This is a genomic window from Pseudoalteromonas maris, assembly GCF_049257235.1.
In the GTDB taxonomy this organism is placed as follows: Bacteria; Pseudomonadota; Gammaproteobacteria; order Enterobacterales; family Alteromonadaceae; genus Pseudoalteromonas.
This window is the reverse complement of the sequence record NZ_JBMMUF010000004.1, coordinates 291,516-312,274: the sequence shown is the minus strand read 5'-3', so window position 1 is coordinate 312,274 and position 20,759 is coordinate 291,516. Positions and strand designations below refer to the sequence as shown.

Below are 20,759 nucleotides of genomic sequence, written 5' to 3'. Positions count from 1 at the left end.
CGCCCTCATATGAATCAAGATCAACAAGGCCTCCATCAGGAGGCCTTGTTATATCATCACTTAATACTGACTACAGTGACCAATTCAGTCCTGCATAAACCTTGCGCTCGCCACCAATATACTGCGACGTGACTGCTCCTGTATTCCAATCTGTCGCCGCAACATTTGTCACATATTGCTTATTAGCTAGGTTTTCGATTGTTAAATTGAAAGAGACGTTCTCGACCAGCTGGTACCTAGCAGTAAGATTCACCAAGGTATAACTTGGTAAATGAGTGCGATAGTAACTTTGGCGCGCAGAACGATACTGCAATTGTGCACCGAGCTGCCATTTATCAAACTCTTTTGTAACATGCCAATTGGCACTGCGCTTAGCGCGAAGCACTAACTCCTCCGTGCTATTTTCATCTTTGGCATCTACAAAGCTGAAATTAAACGTATGATGGACACCCAATAAATCTGTCACCTTGGCGCTGAACTCGGCGCCTTCGAAACGCGCTTTATTCACGTTTTGCGGACCACTTGGCCCCCAATCAATAAGGTTATCAAACTCATTTTTATAGAGGCTCAGATCATACTGAGCTCCTCCGTGAGTCACAGTGAAGCCAAGCTCGACATTGGTTGACTCCTCTGGCTCCAAGTCTGGATTAGCACCCCAAATTGAGCTTGCGTCATTAAACGTAGGAGCTTTAAAGCCTGTGCCATAACTTGCTCGCGCACGGATGTTATCACCAAGAGGTAATCCCAAAGCCAGGTTATAGGTTGTCTCATTACCAAAATCGCTGTGTTCATCATTGCGCACAACCGCATTTGCGTTAAGAGCGTCATTATTAAAATATGCCCCTGCGTACACACCTAAATTATGTTGTGTTTCGCGCACAAACCCAGACGCTGGCTGTTCAGGCAGGGCATAGGCATTGATAGAGTCGCCGACATCATCAAAATAGTAATCAATTCCTGAACTGAGCGTAACAGACTGATTAACATCATAGTTTAACTGATAGTTAAGCTCATCACGTGTGGTGATGTAATGATTCGCTACATAACCGTCATAAGGATTTTCCAGCGTGTTGAGGTTGTCGTCTTTTACCACAGCTGTTTTTAGCGTATGCGCAAAGCTGCCGTGGCTTTTGTGCCAACCTAATTGCAGATGATAAGTTTCAAAAGTACTTAAATCACTGCTAAAACCATCGTATTCAACTTCAGCATCACTATAGTGCCCCACAAATTCAACACGACCGAATGAATCAAAGTCATAACTCAGGCGCGCGCCGATATTGCGATTTTCATAACCGTCGTTGTCATCATCGCCTCCTGTAGTAACGTTATAACCATCCGTTTGCTCAAATCCGAGGTTCAACGCTGCAGAAAAAGCCCCTTGATTTAGTGCGTAAGCGCCTTGCAGATTGAGGTAATTATCACTGCCACTTTGTGCGGACACTCCGCTACTTTGGCCGTTGCGGGTAATGATATTGATTACCCCAGCAAGCGCGTCAGAGCCATACCACGCAGCGCGTGATCCACGAATAATTTCTATCTTTTCAATGCTATTAAGAGGTATGGTCTCTAACGGCTTATAACCTAAGCTCGCGGAGCTGACGCGAACACCATCGACCACCACCAGCGAGTGTCGACTCGCTGCACCGCGAATAAACAATCCCACTGTTTGCCCCTGACCGCCGCTACGAACAATATCGATACCGGCGTAATTTGCCAGTACCGCGGGTAAATCACGCGCTCCTAAACGCTCAATGTCTTCGCGAGTGATTACATCAACACTGGCCAACACGTCATCTTTTGATTGTGAGAATTTATTAGCCGTTACGGTAATGTGTTCAATTGTGGATGACTGTACAGACGCGGACGCAGACACAGACGCAGACGCAGACGCAGAAAAAAGTGTCGCCAAAGACAGCGCCACGGAAGTTTTGATATGCATGTAAATCCCTTAACCTGCGCCCACCGCACAGGAACAATGGTGAATTAAATGCTATGGCCGGTCTCCGGACTGATTGGCCTAAACCAAAATCACCGTTGCGGGGGCAGCGTAGGATTCGCACCTACTTCCCGATTATCCCCAAAAAAATACCAACTCAGTTAAATAGTTGCTCATTCGAGCAAGCTCACATATTTAACAGAATTGATATTAAGTAGTTGATACTACAGGGCACCATAACAAGTCGACGACATTGTGCACAGATGAGGGGAACAAGTCAATGGACGTCTATACTTCCATTGACGAATTATATTCAAGGCTCTTGAATTAAATTAACGTACAAGGTCAATGGCAGAGCATTGACCTTGCAGGCAAAGGGCTGATCAGTCGCGGAAGTTCTTAAACTGGAAAGGCTGACCTAAATCGGCTCCACGGATAAGCTGCATCACTTCTTGCAAGTCATCACGCTTTTTACCCGTTACACGCACTTCTTCACCTTGAATAGCAGCTTGCACTTTGATTTTGCTATCTTTGATAGTTTTTACCACTTTCTTAGCAACATCTTTAGCAATACCTTGCTTCATGGTCACGTTTCGAGTCACGTATTTACCGTGCAGATCCGCTTTTTGAATTTCGAAACTGTTCACATCAAGGCCACGCTTTGACGCCTTGTTCGCGAAAATATCGAACAACTGCATCACTTGTTGCTCGGCTTCTGCCGTCAGTTCAATGTGTTCATTGTGAAGCTCAATTTTTGCGTCTACTCCACGAAAATCAAAACGTGTTTCTAGTTCACGTTTAGCGTTTTCAACGGCATTTTTAGCTTCGCTCATATCGATTTCTGAAACGATATCAAATGAAGGCATAAGGCTCTCCTAAACTTAAATTTGTTGTGATTATACCCTGAGATTTCACATTTTGTGCATAAGTACACGGTGAATTCAGTTTTTAGTTTGTTATACTGCCAGCGTTTAATGATTATTAAAGGCAGAAATAGTGACACGGCGGGTTTATCAAGGGTTATTTTTAGTGAGTTTAGTCGTATGCACCGCTTTGTTCGCTAAAGAGGTGAAAGGTGCAGCAATAAACCTGTTTCCACATATCGATAAGGTGGCGCACTTTGGCATCTTTTTCGTGCTTGCCTTTATTATGGATAAAGCCTTTCGCATTCCGTTAGCGGCACAAATTGTATTACTGTGCTTATATGGCGCTGCTGTTGAGTGGATGCAAGACATGCTACCACACAGACAAGCTTCCATGGCCGATTTCGTCGCCGATGCAGCGGGGGCTGCAAGTTACTTTATGCTTCATTATGTGTGGCAAAAGCAATGCCAGAAAAACGTTTAGACCCAGTTTATATTCTCGGCCCCGGTGCATTGGGGCTTAGCTTTGCTCATCAGTTTAGCGCACAGCGCCCTGTCACCTTAATAACCAAAGCGCACCACCCTAGCCAATTTACGTACACGCATCAAGGCGCTAGTTCAGCACTTCAAATTCACAACGTTATGCAAAGCCACAATATTGCAGCGGCATCGATTACAGAGCTATGGCTGTTCGCTAAGGCACACCAGATTAAAGCTGCGCTGCTTGAATTAACTGAAAAGCTGCATCCAAACGCGCACATTGTTGTAAGCCATAATGGCATGAGTGATACTGCCGAACTTGAGGCATTACTGACTGCTAAGCAAAGCCTGTATTTTATGCTCACTCAACAAGCCGCGTTTAAGCCATTAGAAGCTGAAGTAGTACATGTTAGTCAAGGAGCGAGCATCATTGGTGCTGTTAACACAGCAGCAATGAACACGCTAAATCAGCAGTTCGTGCGCTGGCAAAGCCTGCTTCCTAATCTTCAAAAAAGCGAGGATATCAATCGCGCTCGTTGGCATAAGCTACTAATAAATTTAGCAATTAACCCAATAGCAGCATATTACTCAGAACGTAATGGTGGCGTGCGTTCACCGCGTTATGCCAGCGACGTATTCGCATTACTTCAAGAGGCCCTGCATGTTGCCGATGCACAAGGCGTAAGTATGAGCCTTACTGATGCACTCAATACCGCATACCAGGTGATGGCAAATACTGCCGAGAACCACTGTTCAATGCTTCAAGATAAGCGCAACGGCAAAGAAACCGAGATAGATGCGATGTGTGGTTATATCTTACGAAAAGCGCAGCAATATGGTCTTGCTGCGCCAATTAACCAAAGGTATTACCAGCGTATTAAGGGCGGTAAACTTTAACGGTTTTGAAACCATTTTCATGTAAAATCAGCGCCTGTAATTGGCTCATTACGCCTTTCGCGCAATACAAGTAATACTCTTTATCTTGCGGCAAGTCACCGAACTGTGTTGCCAAACGGAAAAATGGCAGATGAATAACTTCTACACCATCAAGCTCAAGTGGGTTGGCATCTTCCTCTTCAGGTGAGCGAATATCAACGACAACCGCACCTTTAGGTAATTGAGAAGCTGATTCTGCTTCTTTGACTTCTTCTTTCGCCTCAGTATCAATGTCGCGAATATCAATTACTGTGGCATTCTCAACCACGCTATCTAAGATATCAAAATCGAAGTTTTGTTCTTGCTTTTCAATCACATCAAGCTTGGCTTTCACTGTTGGTTTACGTGAAATAACACCGCAATACTCAGGCATTGCTTCCGCCATTTCTGATGTACCAATAGCACGAGCAATATCAATGATGTCTTGTTTATCGTGCTGGATGAGCGGGCGCAAAATAAGCGTGTCTGTTACTCGGTCAATAACGCTCAAGTTAGCCAGTGTTTGGCTCGACACCTGACCGATACTTTCTCCGGTTACCAATGCAGCAATATTAAGTTTTTCTGCCACCTTGCTACCTGCACGCATCATCATACGCTTGAGTACCACACCCATTTGTGAATCTTCGATATTCTCTAGGATCTCTGCAACCACAGGTTCAAAATCAACGGTGATGAATTTTACTTTGTGTGTAGAGCTAAATTGTGACCATAGGTAGTGACTTGCCTGCTTTACACCAATTTCATGTGCCGCGCCGCCAAGATTAAAGAACAAGAAGTGTGTACGTGCTCCTTTACGGATCATTTGGTAACTGGCCACGCCCGAGTCAAAACCGCCAGACATTAACGACAGCACATCTTCTTGCGTTGGTAGTGGGAAACCGCCCATACCACGATGAGCATGCGTTACGATATACGCGCGCTGATCTTTAATCTCAATTTTAACAGTGACTTGTGGACGGCTAAGTTGTACACGAGCTCCTTCTACATGCTGATTTAAGCCGCCACCAACATAGCGCTCAACATCAGTAGAAGTGAAATCATGATTACCTTGGCGCTTACAACGCACACAGAATGATTTACCCACAATTTGGTGTGCGAGCAGTTTTTGTGCCTGTTGGTAGATGTCATCTAAGGTTGTAAATTCAACCTCAGTCACTTCATTAAACTGCACGATACCCGGAATACGCCCTAGCGCGTCGGCCATATCACTGCGAATATGAGGTTCTTGCGCGTGCGATTCAACAGTGAGGTTATCCCAGTTATTACGCACTTTGACCTGCTCGTCGATACGACGCATCATGATCTTGATGTTGTTTTCCAACACTTTGGTGAAACGTTTACGAACAGACTTACTCTTGATCGCAATTTCCGGGTGCAACTTAACAATAAACTTGATCATGACATACTCGCAGCAGCTCAGTTGGGCATTAATAACAGTAAATGTGAGCCCATAGATTCGAAGCGCGCGATTATATCAAAACCACACGCTTACGGAAATAATAGCGAATGACGGCGATTTATGCCTCAGAGCTTTGCTGCTTACTTTGCAGATAATTAGTTTTGAGTTCTGCTAGCTGCTCTTTACCCTCAGGTGTTGCAAACGCAGAAAACAAGGTCACAACCTTCATCAAACCTTGCAAGATATCTTCGCGATTAAGCTCGCCGCTTTGGCGACGTGCCTTGATGTAAGGAGTCCAGAAGCTCACGGTTAACTTCAACATGTGTGTTAATTCTGATGCCTCATGTTCTGAAATGACCACAATCCCTTTGTTATCCAATTCAAGCACAATGTCTTTTACTTGATCGAATAGACGCTCTTGGAAAGCGATATAGTCAGACTTTAGCCCAGCATCGCGCGCTAATATGTCGGTCATGTTGTCGTAAAAGAAGTGAAACTTCCACATCAGCTCAAACAATGCATCGAAGTAATGAGTCAACTGTGACAACACATCAACTTCATCTTGCAATGGTTTAAACTGAGTATCTAAGTGATTACGATACAAAGAAAAAATGTGTCGTAAAATATCTTCTTTATTCTTAAAATGGTAATACAAATTACCTGGACTAATGCCAAGGTGCGCTGCGATATGGTTAGTTGTAATTGCTCGCTCACCGTGAATGTTAAACAGCTCAATGCTTGCTTGAATTATGCGTTCCTTGGTACTCATATGACACTTTTACTACATGGGTTTAGCAGCCAGTATAAACAATGTTTGCAGCCCATAACAATCATAGGATGTGTAGGTATTTTAGGGGCTGTCAACAGATGTAAACATTGATAAAATACACTTAGCAATTATTAAAAAAATGAGATTGACCATGAAGGTTACCGCACTGTATCCAGGCACATTTGACCCAATGACAAATGGCCATCTTGACCTCATCGAGCGAGCAGCCAAAATGTTCGACAAGGTGATTGTTGCCATCGCCCATAATCCGAATAAAAAGCCTTGCTTCTCTTTGGACGAACGCGTTGATTTAGCAGAACAAATCGTGGCTCATTTAGACAATGTAAGTGTCATTGGATTTACCGGTTTGCTCGCTGAATTAGCCAAAACCCAGCGCGCTAATGTGCTTGTACGAGGCATTCGCGCCGTATCAGATTTTGAATATGAGTTTCAGCTTGCCAACATGAATCGTAGGCTCAATCCAGATTTAGAAAGTGTATTTTTAACTCCCGCAGAAGAAAATACCTTTATCTCTTCCACCCTCGTCAAAGAGGTTGCGTTGCACGGAGGCAATGTGTCAGAGTTCGTTGCTCCCGTTGTCGCCAAAGCATTACAGGACAAACTATCATAATGGCATTAACTACACGACGTACATTGGTAATTGGCGCGCTATTGTTACCAATGCAGGCTATCGCCTCCCCATGGATTGGAACTGAATCAGCACAACTTCGCCACTCTGTAGAAGTGCTCGTAAATTATAATGTAATCAAACGCCCTGTTAATACTTACCCTTTAATGTGGAAAGGTATTATCTCTGATTTGCATGCAGTGCCAGTGCATACTCTCGAACCACAAGCACAATTTGCCTATTATCATTTGCAGCATGCGCTGAAGTTTGCCAAACAAGACTCCAGCTCAAAGGTGCGAGCTTTTGCCAACTCCAAGCCAGAAACATGGCAAGGGTTTGGACCACGTAACCGAGCAAAAAGCGGCATTGAAACAAGCGGACAAATCACAGGTAAAACTGTAAGCGCCAAGGTCAGCGTGAATTATCGTGATGATGCGCTAGATGGAAAGTATGTTGACTACGATGGCAGTTATCTTGCGGCTCTATTGGGGAACTGGTCACTCAGCGCGGAGAAAATAACTCACTGGTGGGGGCCAAGCCAAGAAAACCCATTGGTGCTATCAAATAATGCACAAGCTATGAAAGCTGTACGTTTGACGCGCCACGACAGTGGTTATGAGGGCCCGAGTTGGCTTTCATTTATTGGGCCGTGGAGCTTTACGGCCCTTGGTGCCAAACAACAAAATCAAATCAATAAGATAGCTGATGTTAAAGTGGAAGACGGTGACTTTTGGGGGTGGCGCTTTAGCAGTACGCCCATACAAGGTTTAGAGGTTGGCTTGAGCCAAACCCACTCTGACTGGCTGCACTTCCCCGTCGATACTATCACCGTGGCTGTTGCGGATGAACAAAAGCTCAGTGCGATAGATTTCAAATACTCAAGCACCCTCGGCTCTTGGCCTGTGGCTATTTATGCAGAGTATGCAGGGCATGTTGAGTCTGCCTTAGTCGCTGAAGATGGCGCGTTTACTTTAGGAGTTCAATCTCACTATGGCACCTCTGAGTCACTGTTAACAAGCTACCTAGAATATACTGACACTCAAAGCCAATGTATCAACCAAGCACCTGATTACAATTGCAACTATGGTAATATCGAGGTTGCTCAAGGCTACCAACATAGAGAGCAGAATCTAGGCCCGACAATTGGCAGCAACAGCGAAGCCGTGACTTGGGGGACGTATTATCATCGTGTGGGTGGTTACGCAGGCCATATAAAGCTGGGGCACATCAAAAATAACGACACAGACTTGGATATCACTCGGCTAGAGCTAGGATACCAGCAAGGTGTGTTCGGTATGCTAGTGCAACTTACAGGACATATTTGGCAGGAAGAAACAACTTCATCATCAGACACACATACTGCTCTTAGTTTAGCGCTGGAACACCGCTTTTAAATAGCGGCCAGCGCGGCACAGCCCCAAGTAATCTTTATTCACAATCAACGCGATTATCATCATGGCATCATTCACGTTGATGCCAATGGAATAGAGCGACCAAAGCCACCAAGGCTCGCCATTTTGCACAAGCACGAGATCTACATACAGACTGACATTTAGTGAGGCATTTGCCGATAGCCCAAAGACACAATAATAGAGCGCAGGGATTTTAACCCTGCCATTTTGAACAAAAATAAGCACAGCGACAGTGAGTAAGTCCGCAATTGGGTAGACAATATAAATAGTCGCTCCAATATCCAAAAACGAGGTGCTCAGATAAGACAGGTTTATAACTAAGCACAACCACAAAGGAGAAGCAGCTCTTTTGCGAGGCTCAGAATAGCTGACCATGTTGTATAACAGCGCCATCATGAATCCCCAGTTCACAAACGCGGTGAACAAAAGGGCTAACTCTCTATCGATGTACAACTAATTGGCTCCCATGTTTGCTCGTCTACCTTTATTCAGCCTTCCCCAAAAAAGATTAGACAGCCTAATAAGTCCCAAGAAATCTTTGTTTATTATTAGCGCTAAAATCATGATGACATCATTAATGTTTATAGCTATCGAATAGATACTCCATAGCCACCAGACTGAAAAGTTGCCGATTAAAAATGAGTCTAAATACATTGCTAAATGCAAAAGGGCGTTAACGGTTAAACCAAAGTAGCAATAATGCAGCGCAGGGAGCCTTGTTCCTCTTAGGGGTAGAAAGAACAAAAGCAAAACTGTCATAAGGTCTGCGATGGCCCAAATACCATACACATAGTAATCGAATTCGATAAAGGAAGTACTGAGGTAGGAAAGACTAATGGCTAAAGTAATAAGGATGGGGTTATGCGCTCTAGTGGAGGAGTCGGTAAAGCATACCAAGTTGTACAGCAGCGCCATCATAAATCCCCAATTTATGAAAGTCGCTATAAGTTGTCCTAACTCTACACCCACAAAAAACACTAAAATAGCCTCTGTCTTTTATTTCTAGCCAAGTGTGAATCGCTGAATTCACGGCTGAGTAAAAATTGCAAAAATGGGATTATGCTTAAACTTTTATTGAGTGTGTACAATCCAGTCAAATTATTACTCGAACGAAATGGTTCGATAATCAATTCTTATCTATTGTATCTCTCAAACTTGAGCTGTCAGTAAACCGAAATATAATTCGACTATAAACTCTCTCTATGTTTAAAAAGTCACGATTTAATATAAGACTAAGTATAAGTATCACATCGATTAGGTTTACGCCGATAGAATAAATAGCCCAAAACCACCAAAACCCAAACTCTTTGCTAAAGTGATAATCAATGTGCATCAGTAATTGCAATATACAATTAACGATTAGGCATCCAATAGAGTAATAGAATGCTGGAGGCTTATGTTTATTAGACTGAATGAGCACTATTATCGCAATAGTGAGCAGATCAGCTGCAGCCCAAGCCAAATATCTCTCAATGCCAAATTCAAATTGTGATGAAGTTAAATAGGAGATGCTAACTATTATGCTGATCCACAGCGCTGAATATTTCCGGTTGCAAGGTTCTGAGTAACTTACAAGATTGAATAATACAGCCATCATAAGGCCCCAGTTCACAAACAAAACGATAAGGTCTACGAATTGAACTGTAGAGAAGAAATCAAATATTTGCGTAGCTTCAAAGCTCATTGAAATACCCTTGCGAAGCAACGGTGTCAGTTAATCAAGCATTAATAGCGTCTATATTTCTTCGATAAAGAGAGTTGCTTTTCTTTGAGAGCTTTTCCACAAGAAGCTTTTTGAAGATGATAAAACCTAAAACATCTCTGTCTACTATTAGAGCGACTATCATTGTGAGGTCCGATAAATTTATCCCCATAGAGTAAAAGCTCCAAAACCACCACTCTTCTCTGTTCCCTGCTACTACAATGTCAGTATGCATGAGTAGCAAAAGGACACTATTGAATGTCAACCCTATAATTACGTATATAACACCCGCTGATATAGGCGATTTCCTGAAAAATAAGACTGGAACTATTAAGATAAGAGTAAGCAGATCATAAGTGAGCCACTTAAGGTAATAATCATATGTTCTAAAATAATCATGAAAGTGATCACTAATGAAATACGAGATGAACATGACCACGCTAACCCAAACAAGCCTTAAGTCTTGTTTAGCTTTGCAGCCCAAAAGTAGCAAGTTAAACAACATTGCCATTAGGAATCCCCACACAACGAAGGATCCCATAAAAACAGCTAGGCCTCTCTCAAAATACATCCGTCATCTCGTTTTATTTCCTAATTCTCTTTTTTAGGTGGATCAAGAATCACATCCCCACCGCCACGCTGTAACTCAGCTTGGCTCGCAGCTACTGCGTCGCTTGATAAAGTCACTGTATCAGATTGTAGCGTCTGAGTGCCAGTGTTTTGCGCTACAGGCTGAGCTTGCTGTTGTAGTGTTGTGTATGCTTGTGCTTGAATTTGTGAATTGGCATTAACTTGCATCGTTAATCTCCTTTAAAACCTAAGTTAAATTATTATTAACAGCCATGTCAAATGTTTAACATGCTTTGTAATGGAGCCGTCAAAATCAATTCTTTGACGACCCATATAACAATGCAGAAGGCGTGCCAAAAATCACAACATGATCAAAATTAGGCGATTTGTTGGCATGGGATCTCACCGATTTCCACTTTTTGTAGGTAGTAATCCATTGCCACTTCGTCGCAATTCTCCTTGCGTAGGCACAACTCACAGTCTTTCATAACCTTTTCAGGTAAACTTGCCTTGCTGCTGTCAGCAAATCCAAGTTTGGCAAAAAAATCAGGTACACGCGTCAGTACAATCACACGCTTAAGTGCCAATTTTTTGGCTTTTTCAAGCAAGTGTTCTACCAAAAAGCGCCCTTGACCTTTAACACTGCACTGTGGATTGACACCTAACGAGCGGATTTCAGCTAAACCGGTATCATACACGTACAAAGAGGCGCACCCCGTTACTTTGCCATCGACCTCGGTCACGGCAAACTCGTTAATAGAGTGCACCATGTCACTTTTTGCGCGAGGCAAGTTCTCACCTTCACGAGCCCAGTATTGTATAAGTTCGCTAATAGCGTCGACATCATTTAGGTTCGCGTCGCGCACCACAATGTGATGCTTCGCTTTAGCCTGTTTGATAGCAAAGCTCACTTGTTGAGGAGACGTTCCCCCAAGGGCTTTACGGGCATTCAGACATGCATCGAGCTCTAACACTGCGTACACATCATCATCTATGACATCGCATACAGCTTTAAATTGCGCAAGTTCCAGTTGTTCCAAGTTTTTCCCTTCACTAATCGCAACTTGCACAAGCTGACCAACAATATGATGCCCTTCACGGAACGGGATCCCTTTCGCAACTAGGTAATCAGCAAGCTCAGTGGCATTAGCATGGCCACCTTGCGCAGCCGCCTTGGTTTTATCAGCATTCACTTTAATACCATTGATGCATGATTGCGCCATGTGTAAACAAGCTAACCAGGTTGGCAGCGCATCAAAAAGCCCTTCTTTGTCTTCTTGCATGTCTTTGTTGTAAGCCAGAGGCAATGATTTAAGAGTCATCATCATGGCACTCATGGCACCAAATACACGCCCAGTCTTACCGCGGATAAGCTCCAACGCATCTGGGTTTTTCTTTTGTGGCATCAACGACGAACCTGATGTCACATTATCCGCCAAGTCGATAAAACCGGCTTCGCCAGAGTTATAGAAGATGAGGTCTTCAGCAAAACGAGACAAATGCAGCATCGAAATTGATGCGGTGCTTAGTAGCTCCACAACAAAGTCTCTGTCTGATACTGCATCTAAGCTATTGCGTGTCGCACTGGCAAAACCAAGGTCCTGAGCAAGAAGCTCTCTGTCCATGGCATAAGCAGTGCCAGCTAATGCGCCACTCCCTAACGGGCATTGGTCAAGGCGCTTGAGCGCATCATACAAACGACTCTCATCACGCTCTAGCATTTCCACATAAGCCATACACCAGTGACTAAATAGCACAGGTTGAGCACGTTGAAGGTGGGTATAGCCGGGTAAAACAGTACCAAATTCACGCTCAGCTAACGCAATCAAGGCTGTTTTAGTCGCGCAGATGGCATCAGCAACTGTTAACGCAGTCTTTTTACACCACAACCGGAAATCTGTTGCCACCTGATCATTTCGACTACGTCCTGTATGCAATTTCTTGCCAAGATCGCCCACTTTACCAATTAGCGCGGCTTCTACGTAGGAATGAATATCTTCATCACCACTGAGCGCTACACTATCCGGGTCCGCTTTAACTTCCTCAAGTAACTCATACAAGGCACCCACTAGCTCTGAGTGCTCAGCATCAGTTAATACAGCAACACGATTGAGCGCCCCCGCCCACGCGATAGAGCCGATAATGTCTTGCTCAGCCATAACATAATCGAATGGCAAAGAATCATTAAACTGTTTAAAAGCTTCATCAGGACCCGATGAAAACCGTCCACCCCAAAGTGCCATACCCTATCTCCTGCCTTACTTCTTAAGCGCTGCAATTCTGCTAGATAACGAGAACAAACGAATAAATCCTTCAGCGTGTGATTGGTCATACACATCGTCTTCGCCGAAGGTAGCGAAGTCTTCACTATACAGGCTGTTAACTGATTGCTTTTGTACTGCGACTACTTGACCCTTGTACATTTTCAGCACAACTTCACCACTGGCGTATTGTGAGAATGCCTCAGCCGCTGCCAAAATACTGTCTTTAAGTGGTGTAAACCAACGACCGTCATACACTAGATGTGCAAACTCACCAGCCAAGGTTTCTTTCCACTTGCGGCTTGATTTATCCAGAACTAACTCGTCAATCGCCTGTAATGCCGCCATCATCACTGTGCCGCCCGGTGTTTCATAACAACCACGAGACTTCATGCCAACTAAACGGTTTTCAACAATATCAACACGACCAACACCGTGAGGCGCAGCGAGTTGGTTTAATTTAACCAAGCACTGATATGGGCTTAGTTGTTCGCCATTAACAGCTACAACTTCACCTTTTTCGATGCTTAAAGTAACTAGCTCTGGCTCATTGGGTGCTTGCTCTGGAGCAGTCGTCCAGGTCCACACTTGGTCACTTGGCTGACACCATGGATCTTCAAGTTCACCACCTTCGTGAGAAATATGCCACGCATTGGCATCTCGACTGTAAATTTTGGTGGCTGACGCTGAACACGGAATATCGCGCTGTGCTAGGTAATCAAGCAAAGACTCACGGCTTGATAGATCCCACTCACGCCAAGGCGCAATCACTTTTAGATCAGGCGCAAGGGCAGCGAAACAAGATTCAAAACGGACCTGATCATTCCCTTTACCTGTGCAACCATGGGACAACGCATCAGCGCCCACTTTGCGCGCAATTTCTACTTGTGCTTTAGCAATGATTGGACGTGCCATCGAAGTACCTAGCAAATAGGTGCCCTCATATACCGAACCGGTTTTCAACGTTGGATAGATGTAGTTAGCAACCATTTCTTCTTTAAGGTCAACGATATGGCACTCAGACGCACCCGATGCAATCGCTTTTTCCTCTACGCCTTGCAACTCTTCCTCTCCTTGGCCAACATCGGCAACGAATGCGATAACTTCACATCCATAGTTCTCTTTTAACCATGGAACGATTGCTGATGTATCTAAACCACCCGAGTAGGCCAATACAACTTTTTTAATAGTGCTCATCTCAAGTCCTTAAAAATTTGGGTTTAATAATGTCACTAGCAAGGCATTTTGCGCATGCATGCGGTTTTCTGCTTGCTGAATAATTTTTGATTGTTCGCCATCCATCACCTCAGAGGTAATTTCAAATTCACGGTGTGCTGGTTGGCAATGCAATATCGTTTGTGCGCCTGTCATCTCTACCAGCTCTTTGTTTAGCTGATATGGCATGTACTTTTCTTTTACTTGCTCAAGCGGTGTGTTGTCGCCCATTGACACCCATGTATCTGCATATAAAGCGTTAGCACCAACAGCCGCTTCGACACGGTCACTGACAAGGATAGACGCTCCTTTGGCTGCTGCAATTTGCTCTGCTTGTTTAACAATTTGCGCATCAGGACCGCTGCCTTTGGGGCATACTGCCACAAAATCTGTACCTAATGTAGCAGCAAGTAGCATTAATGAGTGAGTTACGTTATTTCCCTCACCTAAGTAAGCCAGTTTTAATTGACTCACATCACCATGTACCTCTTTAAGTGTCAAAAAATCGGCAAGCGCCTGACACGGGTGATACAGATCACACAATGAGTTAACCACAGGTTTTGCTGAAAACTCACTGAGTTCTTGAAGTGTCTTATGCTGATTTACACGAGCAACAATGGCATCAGCCCATGCGCTAATATTGAGCGCAAAGTCTTTAACTGACTCACGCGAACCCATTGCACCATTTTGCTGATCCAAATACACCGCATGACCACCTAACTTGTGGATACCAAGATCAAATGTCAGACGAGTACGTAAACTTTGCTTCTCAAACAGGGTTACAATGGATTTGCCAGCCAATGCCTGCGCATAGTCTTTTGGTTGTGCTTTGATCTCTTGCGCTAGGTTTAATAGCGACAGTACTTTTTTGTCATCTAGCTCTAAGCCAGTAATAAAATCTTGTTTCATAGTCATATCTATATCGTAATTTGAGTGCCCACGTGCTCGCCATTGAGCAACGCGATGAGGTTTTGTGGTTTTAACCAGCTTGAGATATACACACCTCTTCGTAAGTGCTGGGCTGCAAGAAGACTGGTCTTAACTTTGACCTCCATCCCGCCCGATATAACTCCTTGTTCAATAAGCTGTGAAATGTGCTGTGCACTTAATACATGCAAAGGCTGCCCTTGTTGGTCAAGCACTGCCTCTACATCGGTCATGAAAATAAGTTCCGCTTGTAACTGCTTAGCAATGGCCGCAGCAGCTTCATCGGCATTCACGTTGTACCAATTACCTTCGCTATCGAAACTGATACTGCTAACAACAGGCAAACGGTGGTTTTCTAATAACGAAGGAACAATTGAGCCCGGTACTTCTTCACACTCGCCAACACACCCTAAAGCCTTGAGTTTTTGCTGCGCTTGTACTCCAGCTTCATATAGGCTAATGCCCACGGGTTGTAATGCGTTTTTCAGCGCCGCGCCAACGAGTTGTTTATTCGCACACCCAGCTAATGCCCCCACGATATAGGGCATTTGTTCAGCAGGACTAATGCGTAACCCCTGATGCTTTGCGGTTGCAAACCCTGCATCGTGTAACCATCTATCCACCAACGCACCACCACCATGAACAACAACATAGTGGGCATCGGGCTTTGATGCTAAAGCTGCAAATAAGGCATCCAACGCCTCAAGGTTATTCAATACGGCTCCGCCGAGCTTAATTACCCATGTTTTCTTTGCAGTTGCCATATCACATTAGTCCCGTATTAATTGCTAAGCCTGCATTTAGGTTTAAACACTGCAATGCCTGACCTGATGCGCCTTTGAGTAGATTATCGATAGCAACACTGATGATCAGTTGCTGATCCTTTAGGTTCCAGCCTATGTCGACATAAGGTTGATTTTCGATTCCTTTAATAGACGCGACTTGCCCTGCACCTAGCAAGCGAATAAGCGGCTCATCAGCAAGTACTTGATACGCAGAGCTCACATCCTCAATGCTCACACCATGATTAACTTGGGCATAGATGGTCGCCAAAATGCCTCGCTTGAAATTACCCAAATGCGGTGTAAATAGAACAGGATGATCAAGATATTGTTCAATCTCCGGAGTGTGGCGATGATTGAATAACCCATAGGGCGTGAGGGATACCTCACAAAAATGCGTACCGATATTGGCCTTTCTACCGGCTCCGGTAACACCTGAGACGGCATTGATAATGATGTGAGCATTATCTGCTAACAGCTGGGCGTCTTTTAAGGGTTTGAGCGCATTTAGGCTCGCAGTGGGATAACAACCAGCAACCGCCACAAGATTGGCATCTTTTACTTTGTCACCATACCACTCTGCTAAGCCATAAACAGCGTGATCAAGTAGTGCTGGGTGTTGGTGTGTAAAACCATAATATTGGTCATACTGGCTCGCATCAGATAGGCGAAAACCTCCAGATAAATCAAATACTTTTAAGCCCATTTCCAAAAATACAGGAGCTAAGTCAATGCTCACTTTATGATCGGTGCACAAACATACTGCATCTGCTTTTTGCGAAATATCTTTGATAGCATGAGGGCTTAATCCTTCAAGGCAAAGATCAACTACTCCTTTGTGTTCAGGATACAATTGACTTAATGGCTTGTTTAAATCTGCACTTGCTTCAGATACATAGCATCCTACTAAATCAAAATAAGGGTGATTGGCGATTAGCTTGGCTAACTCAGCCCCGCTGTAACCGCTTGCTCCAACTATTACAATATTCATTTACAACACACTCAAAAAAGAACTAAATAACAGGCGGGAAGCCCGACGAAAAAAAAGTGAGTACACACCCTGTGAGGGATGTGTACTCGAACTATCGTCGTTGCGATATGCTAGGAAGAAAACCAATCATCAAACAATATTTATGCTAAAAAAGTGAATTGATATTCACTATAAAGGCATTTATATTGTTATGCAACAGTTGTGAATAATTATTTGGAAAATTTATGCTAACCCCTGATTTTATTGAGCTATATAAGCAACTTATTGCTTCTCCCTCGATTAGTTCGCTTGACCCTCAACAAAGTCAAAGCAATCGCGGCGTTATCGAACTCCTCGCTACATGGTGTGAATCACTCGGTTTTGAGTGTCAAGTCATTGAATTAGAAAGCGCTCCGGGCAAGTTTAATCTGCTCGCAAAGCGCGGCGAAGGAGCCGGTGGTTTGATGCTCGCAGGGCACACAGATACGGTGCCTTTTGATGAAGGCCGTTGGCATAGGGATCCATTTACTCTAACAGAGCAAGATAACAAGCTGTTTGGTCTGGGCAGTATTGATATGAAGGGATTTTTTGCTTTTGTACTCAATGCGATTGCAGAGCTTGATAGCAGCACTCAACAGCAACCTCTGTTAATTTTAGCGACCGCCGATGAAGAAACGACCATGGCCGGTGCGCAAGAAGTTGCAAGATATCCAGACTTAAAGCCCGCACGCTGTATCATTGGTGAACCCACCGACATGGTGCCAGTATTCACTCACAAAGGTCATATGACATCGGCAATTCGTATCATTGGAAAGAGTGGTCACAGTTCAGATCCAGAGCGCGGCATCAATGCCATTGAAGTGATGAATCTGGTCATTCAAAACTTGCTGAAGCTAAAAGAGGAACTTAAGAATAAATATTCAATTGAGCACTTTGCTATTCCCTATCCAACTTTAAACTTAGGGCATATTCATGGTGGAGACAGCGCAAACCGTATTTGCGGGTGCTGTGAATTACAGTTAGACATGCGTCCTCTACCGGGGCTGAGCATCCCAGAATTACAAGCAATGTTACTTGATGCCACCAAAGACATTAATACGCAATATCCGGGCTGTGTTGAAGTGCGTGACATGCACGAGCCTATACCTGCCTTTGCGGGTACCACTGACAGTGCCCTTGTGAAACTCGCAGAGTCCGTATCGCAGCAACAAGCCGTGGCCGTGAATTATTGCACTGAGGCACCATTTATCGCGCAATTGGGGTGTGAAACGATTGTTATGGGCCCAGGTTCCATTACCCAAGCACATCAGCCTAATGAATTTTTGGCGATGGAGCGAATCGTCCCCTCGCAACAGATGATAAAAGAGTTAATTCACAGAAGTTGTTGGTAAATCAAGGTATAAAAAAGCCCCTCAGATGAGGGGCTTTGCTTGTTAATCAACAAGATTCAAAGATTATTTTAAGCCTAGCTTAGCCAATTCGCTTTCAACCATTTGTGCTGAAAGTGGCACATAGCCGTCTTTTTCAACAATTTTCTGACCTGTTTGCGACAGCACCATTTTGATGAATTCAGCATCGATTGGTGACAGTGGCTTGTTTGGGTGCTTGTTCACGTAAACATATAGGAAACGTGATAGTGGGTACTTACCTGTAGCTACATTATCAAGTGTTGCGTCAACAAACTTGTCGCCTTTTTTAGCTAGAGGCACAGTGCGCACACCCGATGTCTTGTAACCGATACCAGAGTAACCAATCGCGTTCACTGAAGACGAGATAGACTGTACTACTGACGCCGAACCTGGCTGCTCGTTTACGTTGTTACGGAAGTCACCTTTACATAATGCTTTCTTCTTGAAGTAGCCATATGTACCAGATACAGAGTTACGACCATAAAGCTGAATGTCTTTAGAAGCCCAATCACCCTCAAGACCAATCTCACCCCAGCGATTCACTTCAGAATCTGCACCACATTTACGTGTTGATGAGAAAATCGCATCAACTTGGTCAATACGCAGACCTTCAATCGGGTTATCTTTATGTACAAATACCGCTAGCGCATCGATCGCAACGCGAATCTCAGTTGGTTTGTAACCGTGGCGTTTTTCAAACGCTTCAATTTCTTTAGACTTCATTTTACGGCTCATTGGGCCGAAGTTAGCAGTCCCTTCTGTTAATGCTGGAGGAGCAGTAGATGAACCAGCAGCTTGAATTTGGATGTTTACGTTAGGATAGATACGCTTATATTCTTCTGCCCAGAACGTCATCATGTTAGCGAGTGTATCTGAACCAACAGATGAAAAGTTGCCTGAGATGCCACTTGTCTTTTCGTACTCAGGAATCGCTTTGTCTGTAGCCATTGCTTGACCTGCAGTCAGAGCACTAATAGCAACGCCCATTGCAGCAACTAAGTTTTTAAATTTCATTGGGTTCTCCGATTTGTTCTTCCCATGTTTTAACTGCGGTCATTGTGCAGGGGAAAAATGACAGTTAAATTACTTAAAAATGACACTTTTATGACTGTACTAAATGCAAGGTATCGCTGGGCTTTGACACCACCCAACTCGGTGCGAATGCAAACCAAAAACAGCTTCCCTGACCTACTTTACTGTCAATATGTAAGGTTGAATCATGGCGAGTAAGCACATGTTTAGTGATTGCAAGACCTAGACCTGAGCCACCAGTCTTTCGGCTTCTAGCCTTATCAACACGATAAAAACGCTCAGTGAGTCGATTTAAATGCTCCGGCGCAATCCCCTCACCATTGTCGGTGACACTAAATTGCGCGTAACCACCTTTTGTTTGCCAACGCACAATGATCTCTCCACTCTCTGGCGTGTAATGCACAGCGTTAAAAACCAAATTCGAAAACGCACTGCGTAACTCTTCGCCAGCGCCTATAACATCGAGATCGTGATCTACTTCGAAGATGAGGGTGTGGCCTTTATCTTGATTCAGTGATTGCGCTTCTGTTTGGATCAACTCTAACATTGCGGGCACATTTACTGGTTTGTCATTGTCATGTTTACGCGCACCTTCGATACGCGACAATGACAGAAGTTGATTGACCAGAGCATCCATACGTTGGCACTGCTCTAACATGGTGGTGTGGGCCTTTTGCCACATCGCTGGAGGCGGCATGTTATCCGCATCCATCATTTCCAAATATCCTGTAACCACTGTCAATGGTGTGCGCAACTCATGGGATACGTTGGCGACAAAATCTTTGCGCATTTGCTCGAGTTGCTTGAGCCGCGTGATATCACGCACTACCATCATTATTTGCGACTGCGCATATGGCATGACCCTGAATTCTAAAATTTGCTCGCCGCTGTGGGTCACATCAAGCTCTAATGGTTCATCATATTTAGCTTTAAGCATGTAGCGACTAAATTTAGGGTGGCGAATAAGATTATCAATACGCTGACCATGATCAGCAGGCCATTGCAATCCAAGCAAACGCAAAGCAAGTTGGTTACACCACACAATACTGAAGTCGAACTGCAATACAATAACTGCATCAGGCACGGCTTCAGCGCCTTCTCGGAAACGACGAATGAGATCAGCTAGTTCATTGCGCTTTTTGCGGTTACGTTGTTGTAAATGATAAATGCCTTCAAAGACTTGCTCCCACGCGCCTTCTCCTTCAGGTGGATTAAAAGAGCGCTGATTAATAAGCCAATCACTGAGACGATAGAGCTGACGATAATGCCAAAGTAGTAGCGTTAAAGCGCCCAAAAAGAGAAGCAAAAAAGGTGCGCCTACAAGCACACCTATCATTACTAATGGTAAGAAGTACATAAACAAACGCTTTGTTAGCGTGCGTTTATTAATTACTCGATACATAGATTATCTCTATTTCGTGCATGACGATGCTGTGCTGATTAACAGCTAGGGCATGCCATAATCACG

Annotated in this window: 18 protein-coding genes and 1 riboswitch; of the genes, 5 read left to right on the top strand and 13 right to left on the bottom strand. The window is 44.1% G+C overall.

The window, feature by feature from the left end:
- Positions 1–70 precede the first annotated feature (70 nt).
- Positions 71–1,939 carry a TonB-dependent receptor domain-containing protein gene (locus tag AAEU32_RS08265; RefSeq protein ID WP_421970052.1) on the bottom strand — a complete coding sequence of 623 codons (1,869 nt, stop codon included), beginning with the start codon at positions 1,937–1,939 and terminating at the stop codon, positions 71–73.
- 38 nt (positions 1,940–1,977) lie between these two features.
- Positions 1,978–2,108: riboswitch (cobalamin riboswitch) on the bottom strand.
- A 211-nt stretch (positions 2,109–2,319) separates the two neighbouring features.
- Positions 2,320–2,802, bottom strand: a complete 483-nt coding sequence (locus AAEU32_RS08260) for a YajQ family cyclic di-GMP-binding protein (RefSeq protein WP_421970051.1) — start codon at positions 2,800–2,802, stop codon at positions 2,320–2,322.
- 130 nt (positions 2,803–2,932) lie between these two features.
- On the opposite strand from AAEU32_RS08260, the gene AAEU32_RS08255 reads away from it, so the two are divergent.
- Positions 2,933–3,283 (top strand): VanZ family protein, encoded by a 351-nt coding sequence (locus tag AAEU32_RS08255; protein WP_421970050.1) that lies wholly within the window; start codon positions 2,933–2,935, stop codon positions 3,281–3,283.
- A complete protein-coding gene (locus tag AAEU32_RS08250; RefSeq protein ID WP_421970049.1) occupies positions 3,265–4,176 on the top strand; it encodes a ketopantoate reductase family protein in 912 nt (303 codons plus the stop codon). The genes AAEU32_RS08255 and AAEU32_RS08250 overlap by 19 nt, the downstream gene beginning before the upstream one ends.
- On the opposite strand, the gene thiI is transcribed toward AAEU32_RS08250, so the two are convergent.
- Complete coding sequence (thiI, locus tag AAEU32_RS08245) at positions 4,157–5,614, bottom strand: tRNA uracil 4-sulfurtransferase ThiI (RefSeq protein ID WP_421970048.1); 1,458 nt, start codon at positions 5,612–5,614, stop codon at positions 4,157–4,159. The two genes, AAEU32_RS08250 and thiI, sit on opposite strands and share 20 nt — an antisense overlap.
- 118 nt (positions 5,615–5,732) lie before the next feature.
- Complete coding sequence (locus AAEU32_RS08240; RefSeq protein ID WP_421970047.1) at positions 5,733–6,383, bottom strand: TetR/AcrR family transcriptional regulator; 651 nt, start codon at positions 6,381–6,383, stop codon at positions 5,733–5,735.
- A gap of 151 nt (positions 6,384–6,534) precedes the next feature.
- On the opposite strand from AAEU32_RS08240, the gene coaD reads away from it, so the two are divergent.
- Together coaD and AAEU32_RS08230 are read left to right on the top strand one after the other, a co-directional pair.
- Complete coding sequence (gene coaD, locus AAEU32_RS08235; RefSeq protein ID WP_421970046.1) at positions 6,535–7,014, top strand: pantetheine-phosphate adenylyltransferase; 480 nt, start codon at positions 6,535–6,537, stop codon at positions 7,012–7,014.
- Complete coding sequence (locus tag AAEU32_RS08230) at positions 7,014–8,405, top strand: capsule assembly Wzi family protein (RefSeq protein WP_421970045.1); 1,392 nt, start codon at positions 7,014–7,016, stop codon at positions 8,403–8,405. The genes coaD and AAEU32_RS08230 overlap by 1 nt, the downstream gene beginning before the upstream one ends.
- On the opposite strand, the gene AAEU32_RS08225 is transcribed toward AAEU32_RS08230, so the two are convergent.
- From AAEU32_RS08225 to argC, 7 genes are all read right to left on the bottom strand, one after another.
- Positions 8,382–8,876 (bottom strand): hypothetical protein, encoded by a 495-nt coding sequence (locus AAEU32_RS08225; protein WP_421970044.1) that lies wholly within the window; start codon positions 8,874–8,876, stop codon positions 8,382–8,384. The two genes, AAEU32_RS08230 and AAEU32_RS08225, sit on opposite strands and share 24 nt — an antisense overlap.
- A 1,840-nt stretch (positions 8,877–10,716) precedes the next feature.
- Positions 10,717–10,923: a hypothetical protein gene (locus AAEU32_RS08220; protein WP_421970043.1), complete on the bottom strand. Its 207-nt coding sequence runs from the start codon at positions 10,921–10,923 to the stop codon at positions 10,717–10,719.
- 149 nt (positions 10,924–11,072) lie between these two features.
- Positions 11,073–12,938: an argininosuccinate lyase gene (gene argH / locus AAEU32_RS08215; protein WP_421970042.1), complete on the bottom strand. Its 1,866-nt coding sequence runs from the start codon at positions 12,936–12,938 to the stop codon at positions 11,073–11,075.
- A gap of 15 nt (positions 12,939–12,953) precedes the next feature.
- Positions 12,954–14,153, bottom strand: coding sequence for an argininosuccinate synthase (locus AAEU32_RS08210; RefSeq protein ID WP_421970041.1), 1,200 nt, complete (start codon positions 14,151–14,153; stop codon positions 12,954–12,956).
- Positions 14,154–14,162: 9 nt separating this feature from the next.
- Positions 14,163–15,080, bottom strand: a complete 918-nt coding sequence (locus AAEU32_RS08205; protein WP_421970040.1) for an ornithine carbamoyltransferase — start codon at positions 15,078–15,080, stop codon at positions 14,163–14,165.
- An 8-nt stretch (positions 15,081–15,088) separates the two neighbouring features.
- On the bottom strand, positions 15,089–15,862 hold the full coding sequence (argB, locus tag AAEU32_RS08200) for an acetylglutamate kinase (protein WP_421970039.1): 774 nt from the start codon (positions 15,860–15,862) through the stop codon (positions 15,089–15,091).
- A 1-nt stretch (position 15,863) separates the two neighbouring features.
- Positions 15,864–16,871 (bottom strand): N-acetyl-gamma-glutamyl-phosphate reductase, encoded by a 1,008-nt coding sequence (gene argC, locus AAEU32_RS08195; protein ID WP_421970038.1) that lies wholly within the window; start codon positions 16,869–16,871, stop codon positions 15,864–15,866.
- Between the two features lie 224 nt (positions 16,872–17,095).
- On the opposite strand from argC, the gene argE reads away from it, so the two are divergent.
- Complete coding sequence (gene argE / locus AAEU32_RS08190; RefSeq protein WP_421970037.1) at positions 17,096–18,241, top strand: acetylornithine deacetylase; 1,146 nt, start codon at positions 17,096–17,098, stop codon at positions 18,239–18,241.
- Between the two features lie 63 nt (positions 18,242–18,304).
- Here argE and AAEU32_RS08185 read toward each other — a convergent pair whose 3' ends face one another.
- A complete protein-coding gene (locus AAEU32_RS08185; RefSeq protein ID WP_421970036.1) occupies positions 18,305–19,273 on the bottom strand; it encodes a PstS family phosphate ABC transporter substrate-binding protein in 969 nt (322 codons plus the stop codon).
- Between the two features lie 88 nt (positions 19,274–19,361).
- Positions 19,362–20,693: a phosphate regulon sensor histidine kinase PhoR gene (phoR, locus tag AAEU32_RS08180; protein WP_421970035.1), complete on the bottom strand. Its 1,332-nt coding sequence runs from the start codon at positions 20,691–20,693 to the stop codon at positions 19,362–19,364.
- Positions 20,694–20,759: the final 66 nt, after the last annotated feature.